At 69.2% G+C, this 17,385-nt stretch carries 17 protein-coding genes; 2 read left to right on the top strand and 15 right to left on the bottom strand.

Annotation, left to right across the window (positions count from 1 at the left end; translation table 11 throughout):
• Positions 1-153 precede the first annotated feature (153 nt).
• The 8 genes from era to hrcA form a co-directional block, all read right to left on the bottom strand.
• On the bottom strand, positions 154-1,062 hold the full coding sequence (era, locus tag ACLIME_RS04205) for a GTPase Era (protein ID WP_079705752.1): 909 nt from the start codon (positions 1,060-1,062) through the stop codon (positions 154-156).
• Positions 1,059-2,363 (bottom strand): hemolysin family protein, encoded by a 1,305-nt coding sequence (locus ACLIME_RS04200; RefSeq protein WP_079705751.1) that lies wholly within the window; start codon positions 2,361-2,363, stop codon positions 1,059-1,061. Before ACLIME_RS04200 ends, era begins: the two co-directional genes overlap by 4 nt.
• Positions 2,363-2,830 (bottom strand): rRNA maturation RNase YbeY, encoded by a 468-nt coding sequence (gene ybeY / locus ACLIME_RS04195; RefSeq protein ID WP_064293631.1) that lies wholly within the window; start codon positions 2,828-2,830, stop codon positions 2,363-2,365. The genes ACLIME_RS04200 and ybeY overlap by 1 nt, the downstream gene beginning before the upstream one ends.
• Entirely contained in the window at positions 2,827-3,840 is a 1,014-nt protein-coding gene (locus ACLIME_RS04190; protein WP_411558774.1) for a PhoH family protein, read from the bottom strand. Before ACLIME_RS04190 ends, ybeY begins: the two co-directional genes overlap by 4 nt.
• A gap of 76 nt (positions 3,841-3,916) precedes the next feature.
• Positions 3,917-4,270, bottom strand: a complete 354-nt coding sequence (locus tag ACLIME_RS04185) for an HIT domain-containing protein (protein WP_064293856.1) — start codon at positions 4,268-4,270, stop codon at positions 3,917-3,919.
• A 50-nt stretch (positions 4,271-4,320) separates the two neighbouring features.
• Positions 4,321-5,058, bottom strand: coding sequence for a 16S rRNA (uracil(1498)-N(3))-methyltransferase (locus tag ACLIME_RS04180; protein WP_411558263.1), 738 nt, complete (start codon positions 5,056-5,058; stop codon positions 4,321-4,323).
• A gap of 1 nt (position 5,059) precedes the next feature.
• On the bottom strand, positions 5,060-6,181 hold the full coding sequence (dnaJ, locus tag ACLIME_RS04175) for a molecular chaperone DnaJ (protein WP_064293629.1): 1,122 nt from the start codon (positions 6,179-6,181) through the stop codon (positions 5,060-5,062).
• Between the two features lie 54 nt (positions 6,182-6,235).
• The gene (gene hrcA / locus ACLIME_RS04170) at positions 6,236-7,258 is read right to left on the bottom strand and encodes a heat-inducible transcriptional repressor HrcA (RefSeq protein ID WP_085510717.1); all 1,023 of its coding nucleotides are present in this window, start codon (positions 7,256-7,258) and stop codon (positions 6,236-6,238) included.
• A gap of 216 nt (positions 7,259-7,474) precedes the next feature.
• Here hrcA and ACLIME_RS04165 point away from each other — a divergent pair, with 216 nt between their 5' ends.
• Positions 7,475-8,032, top strand: coding sequence for a DUF4870 domain-containing protein (locus ACLIME_RS04165; protein ID WP_234993956.1), 558 nt, complete (start codon positions 7,475-7,477; stop codon positions 8,030-8,032).
• 69 nt (positions 8,033-8,101) lie between these two features.
• On the opposite strand, the gene hemW is transcribed toward ACLIME_RS04165, so the two are convergent.
• From hemW to lepA, 3 genes are read right to left on the bottom strand one after another with little or no spacing between them, the layout of a single operon-like run.
• Entirely contained in the window at positions 8,102-9,328 is a 1,227-nt protein-coding gene (gene hemW, locus ACLIME_RS04160) for a radical SAM family heme chaperone HemW (protein WP_411558262.1), read from the bottom strand.
• 10 nt (positions 9,329-9,338) lie between these two features.
• Entirely contained in the window at positions 9,339-9,983 is a 645-nt protein-coding gene (locus tag ACLIME_RS04155) for a DUF1990 family protein (RefSeq protein WP_411558261.1), read from the bottom strand.
• Complete coding sequence (lepA, locus tag ACLIME_RS04150; protein WP_079705746.1) at positions 9,980-11,830, bottom strand: translation elongation factor 4; 1,851 nt, start codon at positions 11,828-11,830, stop codon at positions 9,980-9,982. Before lepA ends, ACLIME_RS04155 begins: the two co-directional genes overlap by 4 nt.
• Before the next feature lie 219 nt (positions 11,831-12,049).
• Here lepA and rpsT point away from each other — a divergent pair, with 219 nt between their 5' ends.
• Positions 12,050-12,310, top strand: a complete 261-nt coding sequence (gene rpsT / locus ACLIME_RS04145; protein WP_064295571.1) for a 30S ribosomal protein S20 — start codon at positions 12,050-12,052, stop codon at positions 12,308-12,310.
• A 160-nt stretch (positions 12,311-12,470) separates the two neighbouring features.
• On the opposite strand, the gene holA is transcribed toward rpsT, so the two are convergent.
• The 4 genes from holA to ACLIME_RS04125 all read right to left on the bottom strand — a co-directional run bounded on the left by holA (position 12,471) and on the right by ACLIME_RS04125 (position 17,300).
• Positions 12,471-13,526: a DNA polymerase III subunit delta gene (holA, locus tag ACLIME_RS04140; RefSeq protein ID WP_071260815.1), complete on the bottom strand. Its 1,056-nt coding sequence runs from the start codon at positions 13,524-13,526 to the stop codon at positions 12,471-12,473.
• Positions 13,527-13,593: 67 nt separating this feature from the next.
• Positions 13,594-15,966 carry a ComEC/Rec2 family competence protein gene (locus tag ACLIME_RS04135; protein WP_411558260.1) on the bottom strand — a complete coding sequence of 791 codons (2,373 nt, stop codon included), beginning with the start codon at positions 15,964-15,966 and terminating at the stop codon, positions 13,594-13,596.
• 47 nt (positions 15,967-16,013) lie between these two features.
• Positions 16,014-16,715, bottom strand: coding sequence for a helix-hairpin-helix domain-containing protein (locus ACLIME_RS04130; protein ID WP_411558259.1), 702 nt, complete (start codon positions 16,713-16,715; stop codon positions 16,014-16,016).
• 165 nt (positions 16,716-16,880) lie between these two features.
• The gene (locus ACLIME_RS04125) at positions 16,881-17,300 is read right to left on the bottom strand and encodes a hypothetical protein (RefSeq protein WP_274499819.1); all 420 of its coding nucleotides are present in this window, start codon (positions 17,298-17,300) and stop codon (positions 16,881-16,883) included.
• Positions 17,301-17,385 lie beyond the last annotated feature (85 nt).

Below are 17,385 nucleotides of genomic sequence, written 5' to 3'. Positions count from 1 at the left end.
AGGACCAGTATGTCCGCGCGCTCGCGAGCCTGTCGGCCAGATGACGGGTTCCACAGCGGGCCCAAAGCAGACATGCAAGTCACGTTCAGGTAACGGAGACCACCCGCCCGGATCCGCGCGGGCCCACGGCGCCGACGGTCGACCGGATCCGGGTCAGAATCCCAGGCGACCGAGCAGTTTCGGGTCGCGCTGCCAATCCTTCGCGACCTTGACGCGGATGGAGAGGAAGACCCTCGATCCGACGAGTGGCTCGATCCCGGCGCGGGCCCGGGCCCCGACGTCGCGGAGCCTGGAGCCGCCCTTCCCGATGATGATCGCCTTCTGGCTGTCGCGCTCCACGAACACGTTCGCGTAGATGTCGAGCAGGTCGGTCCCCTCGCGCGGGATCATGTCATCGATGGTCACGGCGAGCGAGTGGGGCAGCTCGTCCTGCACGCCCTCGAGTGCGGCTTCACGGATGAGCTCCGACACGCGGTCGACGACCGTCTCGTCCGTGGTGGCCTCGGCCGGGTAGAGGCGTTCCGAGAGCGGCATGAGCTTCGTCACCTCGGTGACGAGGATGTCGAGCTGGTCGTCGGTCACCGCGGACAGTGGGATGACGGCGTCCCAGTCCCGGAGCTCCGAGATCGCGAGCAGCTGCTCGGCGATCGTCGTCCGGCTGGCGGTGTCGGTCTTCGTGACGATCGCCACCTTCTTGGCGCGCGGGAAGCCGTCGAGCGACTCGTTGATGAAGCGGTCGCCGGGCCCGAGCTTCTCGTTGGCGGGGATGCAGAACCCGATCACGTCGACGTCGGAGAGGGTTGACTGCACGAGATCGTTCAGCCGCTGGCCGAGCAGGGTGCGCGGCCGGTGGATGCCGGGGGTGTCGACGACGATGAGTTGGCCGTGGTCGCGATGCACGACTCCGCGGATCGCGCGACGCGTGGTCTGCGGCTTCGAGCTCGTGATCGCGACCTTCTCACCGACGAGGGCGTTGGTCAGCGTGGACTTGCCGACGTTCGGACGCCCGACGAAGGACACGAACCCCGCTCGGAAGTCGGACGGAGGGGTGGTGTCGTTCATGGGTGCTCCCGGTGGTCGTTGGACGCCTGCTGGGCGTCCTGCAGCTGGTCGTCGCGCTGGGCGATGACGGTGAGGATGCGTCCCCGCCGCCCCTCGACGCGCTCGGCGGTGAGTTCGAGGCCGTTGGTCGACACCGTCGATCCGACGACGGGCAGCCGACCGAGGGCCTTCGCCAGGAGGCCGCCGACGGAGTCGACGTCGTCGTCGTCGAGTTCGAGGCCGAACAACTCCCCCAGCTCGTCGACCGGCAGGCGGGCGTCGACCCGGAACCGTCCGTCGTGCAGGTCGGTGATCTCGGGGGTGTCGGTGTCGTACTCGTCGGAGATGTCGCCGACGAGTTCCTCGATGAGGTCCTCGAGGGTGACGAGACCCGAGATGCCGCCGTATTCGTCGACGACCATCGCGATGTGGTTGGACTCCTTCTGCATCTGCTGCAGGAGCGAATCGGCCTTCTTGGACTCGGGGACGAAGCTCGCCGGCCGCAGGAGCGGCTCGATCGAGCCCACCTCGGTGACGCCGTCGCCACCGAACATCGCTCGCACCAGGTCCTTCAGGTACAGGATGCCGACCAGGTCGTCGATGTCGCCGTCGCTGACGGGCGCCCTCGAGATCCCCGTCTCCAGGAACACCTCGAGCGCCTCGCGGACGCTGAGATCGCGCTGCAGGCTCACGAGGTCGGTGCGCGGGATCATCACCTCGCGGACGAGCGTCTCATTGAACTCGAAGATCGAGTGGATGAGCTCGCGGTCGTCCTCTTCGAGGACCGAGTGCGCGGCCGCCTCGTCGACCATGCTCAGCAGTTGCTCCTCCGAGGTGAAGGAGACCGAACGGGGCAGCCCCGGGGTCACCCGGTTGCCCAGGGAGACGAGGACGTTCGCGACCGGGCCGAGGACCACGCGTGCGGCACGGATGGCGGGGGCACTGAAGCGCAGCACTCCACTCGCGTGGGTCCGTCCGACGCCTCGCGGGCTCGCACCGACGAGCACGAACGAGGTGCCGGTCATGATGACGACCGCGAGGACGAGGACGAGCCACAACTCGTCGATCGACGAGGCCAGCGCGAGGGTGACGAGGACGGCGGCCGTGGTCTCGGCCAGGATCCGGATGAAGTTGATCGCGTTGACGTGCGCACCCGGATCGGCTGCGATGGCGCGGAGCGCGGATCCCGAGCGCGCGCCCTCTGCGAGGTCGAGGATGTCCGCACCCGACTGGACGCCGATCGCGGCGTCGGCTGCGGCCATCAGACCCGCGAACGCGACGAGCAGGAACGCGACGATGACGAAGACGGCGACGAGGGACATCAGCTGCTGCGTCGTCTCTCCTGGAGCGCGAAGGCGAGGAGGATGTCCCGCTGGATGCCGAACATCTCCTTCTCCTCATCGGGCTCCGCGTGGTCGTACCCGAGCAGGTGGAGCACACCGTGGCAGGTGAGGAGCTGGAGTTCGTCCATCGTCGAGTGCTTCGCGGCGGCCGCCTGCGTCTCGGCGACCTGCGGGCAGAGCACGATGTCGCCGAGCAGCCCGGGCGGCGTCGGGTTCTCCTCGGTGCCGGGACGGAGCTCGTCCATGGGGAAGCTCAGGACGTCGGTCGGTCCCGGCTCGTCCATCCACTGGACGTGCAACTGCTCCATGGCGCCCTCGTCGACCAGGACGATGGCGAGCTCGGCATCAGGGCTCACGTGCATCGCGTCGAGCGCGAACGACGCCAGGGCGAGGATGCGCGATTCGTCGACGGCGACGCCGGACTCGTTGTTGATCTCGATGGTCATGAGCGTCCTCGCTTCGGCTGGTGGTCTCTGGCTGCGCCGCGACGCTCGGCACGGTTGGCGAACTCGGCGGCCTGCTCGCGCTCGAACCGCTGCGCCCGTCGGACGGCGTCGTACTCCCCGTAGGCGTCGACGATCCGACCGACGAGGGTGTGGCGGACGACGTCCTCGCTCGTGAGGTGGGCGAAGTGGATGTCGTCGACGTCCTTGAGCACGCGGGTGACGAGCCGCAAGCCGGACGCACCGGTCGGCAGGTCGATCTGCGTGACGTCGCCGGTCACGACGATCTTGGACCCGAACCCGAGCCGGGTGAGGAACATCTTCATCTGCTCGGGCGTGGTGTTCTGCGCCTCGTCGAGGACGATGAACGAGTCGTTGAGGGTCCGGCCACGCATGTAGGCGAGCGGTGCGACCTCGATCGTGCCGGCCGCGAGCAGCTTCGGGACGATCTCGGGGTCCATCATCTCGTTGAGCGCGTCGTAGAGCGGACGCAGGTACGGATCGATCTTGTCCGTCAGCGTGCCCGGGAGGTACCCGAGTCGCTCGCCGGCCTCGACGGCCGGGCGCGTCAGGATGATCCGGTTGACCTCCTTGCGCTGCAGAGCCTGCACAGCCTTCGCCATCGCGAGGTAGGTCTTGCCGGTACCGGCCGGGCCGATACCGAACACGATCGTGTTCTCGTCGATCGCGTCGACGTACGCCCGCTGCCCGACGGTCTTCGCTTTGATCGTCTTGCCACGCGAGGTGAGGATGACCTGCCCGAGCACCTCCGACGGGGAGGCTGAGCCGTCCTGCCCGAGCATACGGGCGGAGGTGCTGACCTCCGCCGGCCCCAGATCGTGTCCTTCTCGGACCATGGTGATGAGTTCCTCTACGAGTCGTCTGGCGGCGTCGGCCTGCGGCGCCGGGCCGGTGATGGTGATCTCATTGCCGCGCACGTGCACCGAGACACCGGGGTGTTCGCGCTCGACGGTCGTCAGGAGGCGATCCTGTGGGCCGAGGAGACGGACCATGGCGAGCCCGTCCACCAGGAGGACGTGCTCGACCTCCTCCGTCCGCGCAGCGACGGAGCGGTCGGGGTTCGAGGACTCAGGCTCCGCCAAGGGTGCCCTCCTGCAGGGAACCGCCGAGGACATGCGCGTGCACGTGGAAGACCGTCTGCCCGGCGGACTCGCCGGTGTTGAAGACGAGTCGGAACTCGCCACCCGTGTGCTCCTTCGCAAGCGACGACGCCACCTCGACCATCTCAGCGAGCAAGGAGGGGTCGCCAGCGGCCAACTCCACGACGTCGCGGTACTCCGCGGTCTTCGGGACGACGAGGAGGTGCACGGGCGCCTGCGGTGCGATGTCGGCGAACGCGATCACCCGATCGGTCTCGGCGAGGAGGGTCGTCGGGATCTCCCCCGACACGATGCGGCTGAATACCGACGGTGCTTCACTCATGTCCACCAGTCTAAGGTTCGTGGCGGCCTCATGCGCGGGCTGGTGGATCGTCACCACCGACCGAGCAGCACGTTGAGCGCGGCGATCGCCGCCGGTCCTGCCGTCGAGGTGCGCAGGACGCCCGAGCCAATCCGGACCTCGATGGCGCCGGCCGCTTCGAGCCGTTCGCGCTCCGCCGGCGAGATGCCGCCCTCCGGACCGACGACGAGCACGAGCTCCTCGGCGAGCAGGGCCGACGGGTCGAGCTCCGAGAGAGCGAGTGCCGCGCTGGGTTCGAGCACGAGGACGGTCCGGCCGGCGACGATCGACGCGAGTCCGCGGGTGTCGACGACCTCGGCCACCTCGGGGACCCGTGCGCGGATCGACTGCTTCGACGCCTCCCGCACGATGAGCTGCCAGCGCGCACGGCCCTTGACCGCTTTGTCGCCCTGCCATCTCGAGATGCTGCGCTCGGCGCCCCACGGGACGATCCGGTCGACACCCAGCTCGGTCGCCGCCTGGATGGCGAGTTCGTCGCGATCACCCTTGGCCAGCGCCTGCACGAGGACGAGCCCGGGACGGTTCTCCGGATGCACCACGACCGATTCGACGCGGATCTCCAACTCCCCCGGCTCGCTGCGCGCGACCGGTCCGGTCGCGATCAGGCCCCGGCCGTTGCCGATCGACGTCGTCTCGCCGACCCGCAGCCGACTCACGGCGACGGCGTGCTTCGCCTCGGGCCCGCGGAGGGTCACCGAGTCGCCGACACCGGTCGATTCGAGATCCTCACGGAGGTACAGCGAACTCATTTCAACCGACGCCGTGGAAGCGGTCGCGGATCTTCGCGAACAGGCCCTGCTGGAACTGCGCGAGCGCCGGAGCACCCTGGCGTCGTCCTGAGGCGAAGCTCTTGATCAGCTCGCGTTCGCGGTGGTCGAGCTTCGTCGGCGTGACGACCTGGACGCCGATCTTGAGGTCGCCCCGGCTGTTCCCGCGGAGACGGGTGACACCGCGGTCCTTGACCGTGATGACCTCAGAGCTCTGCACGCCCGGCCGCAGCTCGACCTCGACGTCGCCGTCGAGCGCGTGGACGGTGACCTGGCGGCCGAGGATGGCGTCGGTCATCGGGACTTCGAGCGTGCACAACAGGTCGTCGCCGTCGCGGCTGAAGACGTCGTGGTGCTTGACCTTCATCTCGAGGTAGAGGTCGCCGTTCGGGCCGCCGGCCGGGCCGACCTCGCCGCTCCCCGGCATCTGCAGACGCAGACCGGTGTCGACGCCGGCCGGGATGTCGACCGAGACGGTGCGGCGGGCACGGAGCCGACCCTGACCCTGGCAGGTGACGCACGGGGTCGCGATGATCGTGCCGTAGCCGCGGCAGGTGCCGCAGGGCGCCGACGTCATGACGTTGCCGAGCAGCGAGCGGACGGCCCGCTGGATGGAGCCGGTGCCGTGACAGATGTCGCAGGTCACCGGTGAGGTGCCGGGCTGGCAACAGGAGCCGTTGCAGGTGCTGCAGAGCACGGCGGTGTCGACCTCGAGGTCGCGGTGGGTGCCGAAGATGACCTCGTCGAGGTCGAGCTCGACGCGCAACAGGGCGTCCTCCCCGCGTGCGCGACGGGACTTGGGTCCGCGCTGCTGGCCGCCACCGCCGAAGAAGGTGTCGAAGATGTCGCCGAAGCCGCCGAACCCGGCGTCGCCGCCACCGAACCCACCAGCCTGCGGACCGAGGTCGTACTGCTGGCGCTGCTTGGGGTCGCTCAGCACGTCGTAGGCGTGCGTGACCTCCTTGAACCGTTCCGAGGCGTCGGAACCCGGGTTCACGTCGGGGTGCAGTTCGCGTGCGAGGCGGCGGTACGCCTTCTTGATCTCTTCGGGCGTCGCCTCCTTGGCGACACCGAGTGCTGCGTAGTGGTCGGGGTAGTCAGCCACTGAGGGCCTTTCGTTCGAGGTGCGGAAGGTGTTGGGGGACGCGACGAGGATGCGTCACTCGGCGTCGAGGATGCGCGAGAGGTACCTGGCGACGGCGCGGACCGCAGCCATGTTGCTCGCGTAGTCCATTCTCGTGGGGCCGAGGACGCCGAGCCGGGCGATTTCGCCACCAGAGGAACGGTAGTTCCCGGCGAGGACACTCGTGGTCTCGAGGCCGAACGACGCGTTCTCCCGCCCGATGCTGGCGACCACGCTGTCGCGTTCGGACTCCATCTCACCGAAGAGCCGGAGCAGCACGACCTGCTGCTCGATGGCGTCCAGGACCGGATAGATGCTGCCGGGGAAGTCGTCCTCGGTGCGGGCGAGGTTGGCGGCACCGGCCATGACGAGGCGGTCCTGGCGCTGCGCCGACAGCTGCTCGCGCACCGCGTCGACGATGCGGACGGCCGCCGCGCGATCGAGGTCGGCGATGTCGGCTGGGACGTCGCCGATCGCGTCGTGGGCGTCGAGGAGTGGACGGCCCGCGACCGCCTCGTTGCACAGCGAGCGGAGCCGCGAGATGAGGTCGTCGTCGACCGGGCTCTCCGTCTCGATGAGCCGCTGCTCGACGCGGCCGTTGTCGAGGATGATGACCGCGAGCACACGGTTCGGGGTGACGCTCACCAACTCGAGATGCCGGACGCGTGCCCGGGAGAACATCGGGTACTGGACGAGCGCGACCTGGTTCGTCAGCTGCGAGAGCAGCCGCACCGTGCGGTGCAGGACCTCGTCGAGGTCGCCGGACGCGCCGAGGAAGGTCTCGATCGCCGTCCGTTGGGCGTTGTTCAGCGGACGGCGATCGGCCAGGTGGTCGACGAACATCCGGTAACCCTTGTCGGTGGGCACCCGGCCGGAAGAGGTGTGGGGAGCTGCGATGAGCTCTTCGTCCTCGAGCTGCGCCATGTCGTTGCGGATGGTGGCTGCGGAGACCCCGAAGGAGTGGCGGTCGACGATCGTCTTGGAACCGACGGGCTCGCGCGAGGCGACGTAGTCCTGCACGATGACGCGGAGCACTTCGAGACCGCGATCCGACACCATCTCGATCTCCTCCCGTCATCCACCTCGGAGCGCCGACCATCAGCACTCGAAGACCCTGACTGCCAATCATATCGTGGCCTCCGCGCGGCCGTCCCTTGCGCGGCCCCGCGCCGCGGGAATACCGTTGGCCGCAGGCGTGGGTCCCTGATGAGCAACACCTGGTGCGATACGCTCAGCTGGACCAATTGAATATCACTCTCCGTGAAAGGTGCGAAGATGTCCGATCCGAACGCTCAGCCGCCCGTCGACCCAGCGAAGGGCGGGTCGGTTCCGCCTGCAGGAGACGGCGCAACGCCCCCTCCCGCAGCTCCGCAGCAGCCGCCCGCAGGCGCCTACCCGCCCCCGCCCGCCGGTGGCTACGCGCCGCCGCCGCCCGCTGCCGGCTCCTACCCGCCGCCGCCCGCAGGCGCCCCGCAGTACCAGCAGCCGTACGCCGCCGCTCAGCCCATGAGCCCGTCGGACGAGAAGCTCTGGTCGACGCTCATCCACATCGGTGGGATCTTCTTCGGATTCATCCCGCCGCTGATCGGCTACCTGGTCCTCAAGGACCGCGGCCCGTTCATCAAGGCGCACACGCTCACCGCGCTGAACTTCCAGCTGACGATGCTGATCGCGCTCGTGGTCGGCTCGATCCTGACGATCGTCGTCGTGGGTCTGTTCATCATCATCGCCGTCTACGTCGTGGTGATCGTGTTCAGCATCATCGCCGCGATCAAGGCGAACAAGGGCGAGCTGTACAGCTACCCGCTCACGATCCAGTTCATCAAGGCCTGATCCGTCGAGTCGCACGAGAACAGCCCCGTCCGGTCCGCCGGGCGGGGCTGTTCTGCGCCTCGGGCAGGGTCAGTCGCCGACCAGACGGCGGACGACCGCGTCGGCGAGGAGCCGTCCGCGGCGCGTGAGCTCCAGCCGTCCGAGCAGGGCCTGCCGTGCGTCGACCAGTTCCTCGGCGATGAGCCCGGCGACGGCCGTGCGAGCCTCGGGGGCGAGCGTCCGGATCGGGATGCCGTCCCGCGTGCGGGTGAGCAGCAGGATGCGTTCGAGTTCCCGCGTCTCGTCGTCCAGGGTCTCCCGGCCGGCGGCCGGCGACTCCCCCGCCGCGATCCGCTGGGCGTACGCCGCCGGGTGCTTGACGTTCCACCAGCGCACCCCGCCGACGTGACTGTGCGAGCCCGGGCCGACACCCCACCAGTCCTCGCCGGTCCAGTAGGAGAGGTTGTGCCGGGAGCGGTGCGTGTCGTCCGTCGCCCAGTTGCTGACCTCGTACCAGCCGTAGCCGGCCTCGGTGAGGAGATCGTCGGCAAGCTCGTACATGTCGGCCTGCAGGTCTTCGTCGGGGGTCCCCACCACGCCCGAGCGGATCTGGCGCGCGAGTTTCGTTCCGGGTTCGACGATGAGCGAATAAGCCGACACGTGGTCCGGTGCGCAGGCGATCGCCGTCTCGAGTGAGACGCGCCAGTCTGCCAGGGTCTCCCCCGGCGTCCCGTAGATGAGGTCCAGGCTGACGCCGAGGCCGGCCTCGCGAGCCCACTGCACGACGAGCGGCACCCGAGCCGGATCGTGCGTGCGCTCGAGGGTGGCGAGCACGCTCGGCACGGCGGACTGCATCCCGAAGGACACCCGGGTGAATCCGGCTTCGGCGAGCGTGCGGAGGTAGGTGGCGTCGACGGAGTCGGGGTTGGCCTCGGTCGTCACTTCAGCGCCGGGCGCGAGGTCGAAGTTGTCCGTCACGCCACGGAGCATCCGGACCAGGTCGTCAGCGGGGAGGAGGGTCGGCGTCCCGCCTCCGAAGAACACGGTCGAGACCGGACGGTCGGGGACGGTCGATGACGCCAGGACGGACTTGCCGAAGCGGAGTTCCGCGACCGCCTCGTCGGCGTAGTCCGACTGCTTCGCGCCGCGGAGCTCGGTCGCCGTGTAGGTGTTGAAATCGCAGTAACCGCATCTGACCCGGCAGAACGGCACGTGAAGGTAGATCCCGAAGTTACGCTCGTGGGCACCGACGGCCGCCGTCTCCGGGAGGAGTCCGTCGGACGGCGCCGGATCGGCGAGTGGGAGGGCGCTCGGCACGGTCCGTCGCTCAGACGCCGCGCGACGGCAGGAGTGCGCGGAGGTAGGCGTCGTTCATGGTCTTGCGGCGACGCTTGGAGCCGACGAGCTTCGCTGCACCCTTCGTCGGGCGGAAGAACGAGCGCACGACGATCCAGACGGAGTCGTCCTCGCGCTGTTCGATCGTGAAGGACTGCTCGCCGCTCTCCGGATCGCCTTCCATCGTGCCGATCGCCAGGCTCACGTGACCCGGCTCCTCGGTGACGGAGATGACGCGATGCGGCCCGACGAGCGGTTCCCCGCCGACGGTGCCGGCGAAGACGACCGTCGTGCCCGGCGTGATGAACGGCGTGCCGTCCTCGGCGAAGCGCTGCTCCTCGTGCGTCTCGATGGGTTCCAGCGGCGTACCGTCCTCGGCGAAGGCGATGCCGCCGTACTGCACGCCCGTGCCGGGGTGCACCTCGGAGATCTCCGCGCCGCTCGAGCGGTGCAGTCCCCAGGTGAGGAGGGCGCTGCTCGCGAGGGCGAACCGCTCCTCACCGCTCCCGAGGCGGAACTCGTCCTCCGACGGCACGTAGCCCTCCGGCGGGTACTGCATGAGGTCGGTGCGCTGGGTGGCACCGACGGCCGCGTAGTCGACCGCCTCGTCCTCGAACGAACTGCGTCGTGCGTTCACTTCTTGTCCTTCGTCTCCACGTCCCCGGAGAGCGCTGCGATGAACGCTTCCTGAGGCACCTCGACCTTGCCGACCATCTTCATCCGCTTCTTGCCCTCCTTCTGCTTCTCGAGGAGCTTGCGCTTGCGGGTGATGTCACCGCCGTAGCACTTGGCCAGGACGTCCTTGCGCATGGCACGGACCGACTCGCGGGCGATGATCCGCGCACCGATGGCGGCCTGGATCGGCACCTCGAACTGCTGGCGCGGGATGAGCTTCTTCAGGCGCTCGGTCATGAGCACGCCGTAGGCGTACGCCTTCTCGCGGTGGACGATGGCGCTGAACGCGTCGACCTGGTCGCCCTGCAGCAGGATGTCGACCTTCACGAGATCGGCGGCCTGCTGACCGGAGGGCTCGTAGTCCAGCGACGCGTACCCCTGCGTGCGGCTCTTCAGGTGGTCGAAGAAGTCGAAGACGATCTCACCGAGCGGCATCGTGTACCGCAGCTCGACGCGGTCCTCGCCGAGGTACTCCATGCCGAGCAGCGCACCTCGGCGGCTCTGGCAGAGCTCCATGATGGTGCCCACGTAGTCCTTGGGGGCGAGGATGCCCACCTTGACCATCGGCTCCGACACCTCGAGGATCTTGCCGGAGGGGAACTCGCTGGGGTTCGTGACGGTGACGACCTGCTTGTCCTCCGTCTTCACCTCGTAGGTGACCGACGGCGCGGTGGCGATGAGGTCGAGGTCGAACTCACGCTGCAACCGCTCGGTCACGATCTCGAGGTGGAGCAGGCCGAGGAAGCCGACGCGGAAGCCGAATCCGAGGGCGACGGAGGTCTCCGGCTCGTAGTTGAGCGAGGCGTCGGAGAGCTTCAGCTTGTCGAGCGCGTCGCGGAGGATCGGGTAGTCGCTGCCGTCGATCGGGTACAGACCGGAGAAGACCATCGGCTTCGGGTCGGTGTAACCCGGGAGGGCGTCGGTCGCCGGCTTCACCGCGGTCGTGACGGTGTCGCCGACCTTCGACTGCCGGACGTCCTTCACGCCCGTGATGAGGTAGCCGACCTCACCGACGCCGAGGCCCTTCGTGGGCGTCGGCTCCGGCGAGCTGACGCCGATCTCGAGGAGGTCGTGCACCGCGCGCGTCGACATCATCTGGATGCGCTCGCGCGGACTCAGCTGGCCGTCGATCATGCGGACGTAGGTGACGACGCCACGGTAGGTGTCGTAGACGGAGTCGAAGATCATGGCACGCGTGGGTGCGTCCGGGTCGCCCACCGGGTTCGGGATGCGGCCGACGACGCGGTCGAGGAGTTCCTCGACACCCATACCGGTCTTGCCGGACACCCGCAGGACGTCTTCGGGCTTGCCGCCGATGAGGCTCGCGAGCTCCTTCGCGTACTTGTCGGGGTCGGCCGCCGGGAGGTCGATCTTGTTGAGCACCGGGATGATCTCGAGGTCGTTCTCGAGGGCGAGGTAGAGGTTCGCGAGTGTCTGCGCCTCGATACCCTGTGCCGCGTCGACGAGGAGGATCGCGCCCTCGCAGGCGGCGAGCGACCGCGAGACCTCGTAGGTGAAGTCGACGTGGCCGGGTGTGTCGATCATGTTGAGCGCGAAGGTCTCACCGTTGAGCGACCACGGCATGCGCACGGCCTGGCTCTTGATGGTGATGCCGCGCTCGCGCTCGATGTCCATGCGGTCGAGGTACTGCGCCCGCATGTCGCGGTCCGAGACGACGCCGGTGATCTGCAGCATGCGGTCCGCCAGAGTCGACTTGCCGTGGTCGATGTGGGCGATGATGCAGAAGTTCCGGATGAACGCCGGGTCGGTCGATGCCGGCTCGAGGGCCTTCACTGCTTGGGGGCTCACGCGTTCCTCGGGGTCAGGGGTGGAATCGGGCAACCCTCATTGTCCCACGGCGGGGAGCACCCGTGCTGCGGTACCCTGGATTGCCAGAACTCAGCCCGACTGGTAATGTTGCCTGTTGGCTTGCGTGTGAGTTGAGACCACACGAGAACTCGCTCGAAGACGCCCTCTTCCGTCCGACGGCACCGAACATCATTTCCTCGAACCGAAAGTTGACCCAACGTGGCAAACATCAAGTCGCAGATCAAGCGCATCGGCACCAACAAGAAGGCCAACGAGCGCAACAAGGCCGTCAAGAGCCAGCTGAAGACCGCCATCCGCGCAACCCGTGAGGCCGTCGTCGCCGGCGATAAGGCTCAGGCTGAGTCCGCACTCAAGCTCGCCTCGAAGAAGCTCGACAAGGCCGTGAGCAAGGGCGTCATCCACGAGAACCAGGCAGCGAACCGCAAGTCGGCCATCGCCAAGCAGGTCAACGCGCTCTAAGCGACACCAGCTGCAAGGCCCCGGCGTTCCTCGGAACGTGCGGGGCCTTTCGCGTTCCCGGGGCATTCCGTTCCCTGAGCGCACACTGGTCCCTGAGCGCACACGGGTCCCTGAGCTTGTCGAAGGGCATCCCGCCCGCCGCCACGGCCAGCTCGACGGGCTACCGCTCCGACAGATCGACCCCGCGTGCCGCGATGACGCCGACGAGCCGCTCGAGTGCGAACACCGGGTCGCGGCTCGCGCCCTTCACGCCGGCGTCGGTCTCTGCGAGCATCTGCACCACGCGGCCGATGCCGGCGTCCGTCCAACCGGACAGGTCCCGACGGGCGCGGTCGACCTGCCACGGTGCGAGGCCGAACTGCTGCGCGATCTGCCCGGACCCGCCGCGTGCCGACGACACCTTGGCCATCGTGCGGATCTTCATGGCGAACGCGGCGACGATCGGCACGGGGTCGGCACCCGAGTCGAGCGCCTGCCGCAGGGCGAGCAGCGCTTCCCCGTGTCGTCCGGCGATCGCGGCGTCGGCGACGTCGAACGCGCTCGTCTCGAGTCGACCGCCGTAGTACTTGTTGACCGTCTGCTCGGTGATCTCCTCGGACGCGTCGGCCATGAGCTGACTGCACGCGGCTGCGAGCTCGGCGAGGTCGTCGGAGAAGGCGCCGACGAGTGCACGGAGCGCCTGGGGCGTGATGCGACGACCCGCCGTCTTGAACTCCGCCGCGGCGAAGTCGGCCTTGTCGCTGTCCCGCTTGAGTTCGGTGCAGACGATCTCGACACCGCCACCGGTGCCTGAGCGGATGGCGTCGAGCAGCTTCTTGCCGCGCACGCCTCCGTTGTGCCGCAGCACGAGGTAGGCGCCCTCCGGCGGTGCTTCGAGATACCGGATGGCTTCGGTGAGGAACTGATCGGAACACTTCTCGACCTGGCTGACGCGGACGAGCCGGGGCTCGCCGAAGAGCGACGGGCTCGCGACCGTGAGCAGCTCGCCCGGGGCGTAGCTGTCGGCGGCGACGTCGTTGACCTCGAGCGAGGGGTCTTCGGAGACGAGGAAGTCGCGCAGCCGGCGGATCGCCCGGTCGGCCAGGAAGGACTCCGTGCCGGACACCAACACGATCGGCGCCGGGCGGATCTCCGACCAGCCGAGCTGCGGGATCGCCGCCGAGGCTTTGGCCGCCGTCTTGGCCTTGCCGCGACCGGCGGAACGTGGTGCAGCCACAGCGGCTCCTCTCGACCGTCCGAGTCTACCGGCGACCGCCGACGCCAGACGGGTCGGGGACGGCAGCTCACCCGCCACGTTCCGACCACACGCGGAACCCGCCGTCGTCGCCCGGGCCGAGGACGATGATGCCCGACTCGTCCGTGCGGAGGACCTCGGCGCCGGAGGCCTCGTACAGCTCGAGCGCTGAACGCGTCGGATGCCCGTAGCCGTTGTCGGCCCCGACGGAGACGAGCGCAACCGTCGCGCCCACCCGGCGCGCCAAGCGGTCACTCTGATCGGCGGAACCGTGATGCGACACCTTGACGATGTCGACCGCGTCCCCGAGCGCGTGTCGTCCGAGCAGCCGGTCCTGCGCTTCCTCACCGAGGTCGCCGAGCAGCAGCACCGATGCGGCGAGGAGGTCGAACCGGACCACCACGCTCGCGTCGTTCCCCGGTTCGACGCCACCTGCCGCGGGGTCCGGCCACAGGACGCGCCACGGCGCCGCGCTCTCCGGGACCCCCAGCACCCCCTGGTCCCCGGCGCCGGCCTGTCGCACCTCCGCACCGGCCGCTCGGAGCACTCGTGCGATGCGCTCGTCCTCCGGGTCGTCGACCGGCCCGAGCAGCACCTCGTCGACCCTGCCGACGACCGCGTCGAGGCCTCCGACGTGGTCGAGGTCGTAATGGGTGAGGACGAGCAGTTCGATGCGGGACACCCCGAGTTCGTCCAAGCACGCGCGGAGCGGTCCGGGGTCGGGCCCGACGTCGACCAGGGCGGTGGCGCCGCCCTGTCGCAGGAGGACCGCGTCTCCCTGACCGACGTCGCAGGCGGCCACGATCCAGTCGCCCGGCCGGTGCAGGGCCGGCCCGAGTCCGTCCCCGACCGCCCGACCGCACAGTGCCACGAGCGCCACGACAACCGCCACCCCGATCGTCCTCGACCACCTCGGGGGCAGGTCCCGACGGAACAGCAGGAGCGTGGCGATCAAGACGGTCGGCACGGTGACGAGCACGACGCCCAGCGGCCCCTCCGGCCACGGCACCCGCGCAGCAGGGACGCCCTCGAACCACCGGGCCACCGCTGCGATCCAGGTCGCCGGCACCCACCCGAGCCACGCGACGAGCCATGCGAGTGGTGGTGCGAACGGGACCAGCAGGCAGGCGAGCAGCCCGAGCATGGTCGCGGGCGCTGCGGCCGGGCCCGCGAGCAGGTTCGCGGGGACACCGCCGAGCTGGATCACGGGGTCGAGGAGGACGAGCATCGGCTGGCAGGCGAGCTGGGCGGCTGCCGGGATCGCGATGAGGGCCGCGATCCCTCGCGGCAGCCACCTGCCCAGCAGGTCCGTGAGGGGTCCGCTCAGGAGCAGCAGACCACTGGTGGCGAGCACCGAGAGCCCGAACCCGTACTGCCCGGCCAGCCAAGGGTCGGCGACGAGGAGGACGACCACCGCCAACGACAGCGCGGCGAGGCCCCTGATCGGCCGCCCGAAGCCGCCCATCACCAGGACGAAGGCAGCCATGAGAGCCGCCCGCTGCACGCTCGGTTGGGGCGTCACGAGGACCACGAAGGCGACGAGGCACAGCAGGGCACACGATATCCTGAGCTTCCGCCCGCCGCCGAGTGCCGCGACCGCGGTGCTGACGAGCCACACGATGACCGCACAGTTCGCTCCGGACACGGCCGTCAGATGCGAGAGTGAACTGCGCTGCATCGACTCCGTGACCGCGTCACTCACCTGACTCACATCGCCGATCGCGAGGCCGGGCAGCAGTTCCCCACCCGGGCCGGGCAAGGTGGACGCGAGCCCGACGAGGCCGGAACGGAGCGACGCCGACCAGTCGAGGATCGCCGGCGGCTCCCCCAGCAGCTCGGGTTCCTCCCGTGCGAAGAGCAGCGCTGCCCGCGCATCACCCGGCGCGTTCCATCGGAGCGAGCCGTCGACGCGCCAGCGCTCGCCGATCCTCGGCGCCCGATCCGCCGGCACCGGCGCGAAGACGAGGACCGGCACCGAGAGGCGCTCCAGGATCCTTTGGTCTCCACTGGCCGTCACGAGGTCGGCCGCGAAGCGGATGCCGGATCCCGTCGTGACCGAACCGGTGGGCACGGCGTCGCCGGTCACCACGACCTCGGCATCCACTGCAGCGTTTCCGAGCGCTTGCAGCGCCTCCGGCTGCCGGTCGGGCGCGCGTGCGGCGATCGAGGCCGCGACCATGCCGAACAGCGCCGCGGCGCACGCGCACAGCAGGAGTGTCGTGATGACGACAGACGCTGTCCGACGCTCCCCCGGGCGATACTCCGCACGGCGACGCCGGACGACCGTGCTGCACCCGAGGCAGGCGGAGGCGACGAGGAAAGCGACCAGTACCCCACCCCAGGCCAGCGTTGGAGCCGCGCTGCAGACGGCCGCACCGACCCAGGAGACCGCCGCCGGGATGAGCAGGCGCGGGAACCGCATCGCGCTCTCACCTCGCCCGGATGTCGGTCCGGTGGCCGCGTCTGCGGTCACACCGTCGCCGCCGCGCGAAGCCCCTCGAGGGTCTTCGCGCCGATGCCTTCGACCGCGCTCAGGTCGTCGAGGGTGGCGAACGGTCCGTTCACCTCCCGCCAGGCGACGATGCGTGCGGCCAGGGCCTCTCCGATCCGCGGGAGTGCGGTGAGTTCGGCCGCGGATGCCGTGTTCACGTTGACGAGCTGCGAGCCGGAGGGACTCCCGGCAGCCGACCCGTTCGCGCCTCCGCCAGGTGGCACCTCGCCGACCACTGGGACGTACAGTTGCTCGCCGTCGTTCACGAACCGTGCGAGGTTCACGGCACCGGTGTCCGCTTCCGGTAGGAGGCCGCCGGCGGACGCCACCGCATCGAACGCACGTGATCCGTCCGGCAGCCGGTAGACACCAGGGGCCGCGACCGCTCCGAGGACATGGATGAACAGCTCCCCCGTCGCCGAGCCGGCGGGCGCGGTCGCTCCGGGAGTCGCGCCGGGAACGGGGCTCGCATCCGCCGACAGCTCCGCCCCACCGATCGTCCTGACCGCCCCGCCTGAGGTGAACAACGAGACGAGGATGGCGACGACGAGGGCCACGATCACCAGCACGACGACCGCCCCGGCACGGAACTCTGGGCGCGGTAGCTCACGCAGCAGGCGGCGTGTGGCCGAACGACTGGACGGCACCGGGTGGGACATGGGTTCCGGTTCGATGGTCATCCTCGAACGCTACGAGCCCGGACGCCCCGAACCACACGCTCACCGCCGCCGCGGGCACCGAACGCACCGCGACCACCCCTGTGGAGCGCGTTCGCCTGAGATGCAGGATTCAGCCAGCTCGCCGACCGCCTCGGCGTCGACCGGTCGTCTTCCGACCGAGGGCGGTCAGACCGCTCTGCCCGCGTCGGCCCGCTCTCGTGTCGAAGATCGCCCGAACCAGATCCACAGGGGGCGAGCCGTGGCGAGGATGAGCACCGCGAACAGGCTCTGATTGATGACGCCGAACCACGAGAGTCCGCCGAGCAGAACGAAGACGGTCCAGTTCACGGCGATGTCGGCGACGATCACCGTGATTCCGAGCACGATGCCGGCGCGCCGTCGAAGGATGATCAGCACAGCGGTGATGGGGTCCAAGACCGTGAGCGTCACCCAGAACAGCCGGACGCCGGGCGGGAAGCCGCCGTAGACGTCCAACCCGCCGAGGATCAGATCCGCGGTGTGCGTGGTCGTGCCGATCAGGAAGCCGATCACCCACAGGATCTGGAAGACGCGGAGCGTTCGTACTGATGGGGCGAGAGCGGGCACCCGGTCATGCTACCGAGGAAGCACAGGCAGCCGCTCGGGACCCGTTCTGAGAACAGCCTGCCATCGGATGGGACACGGGTCCGAC

Source organism: Plantibacter sp. MPB07 (genome assembly GCF_046619465.1).
GTDB classification, from domain to species: Bacteria; Actinomycetota; Actinomycetes; order Actinomycetales; family Microbacteriaceae; genus Plantibacter; species Plantibacter auratus.
Note: the sequence above shows the minus strand (reverse complement) of the source record. Positions and strands in the feature narration are given on the sequence as shown.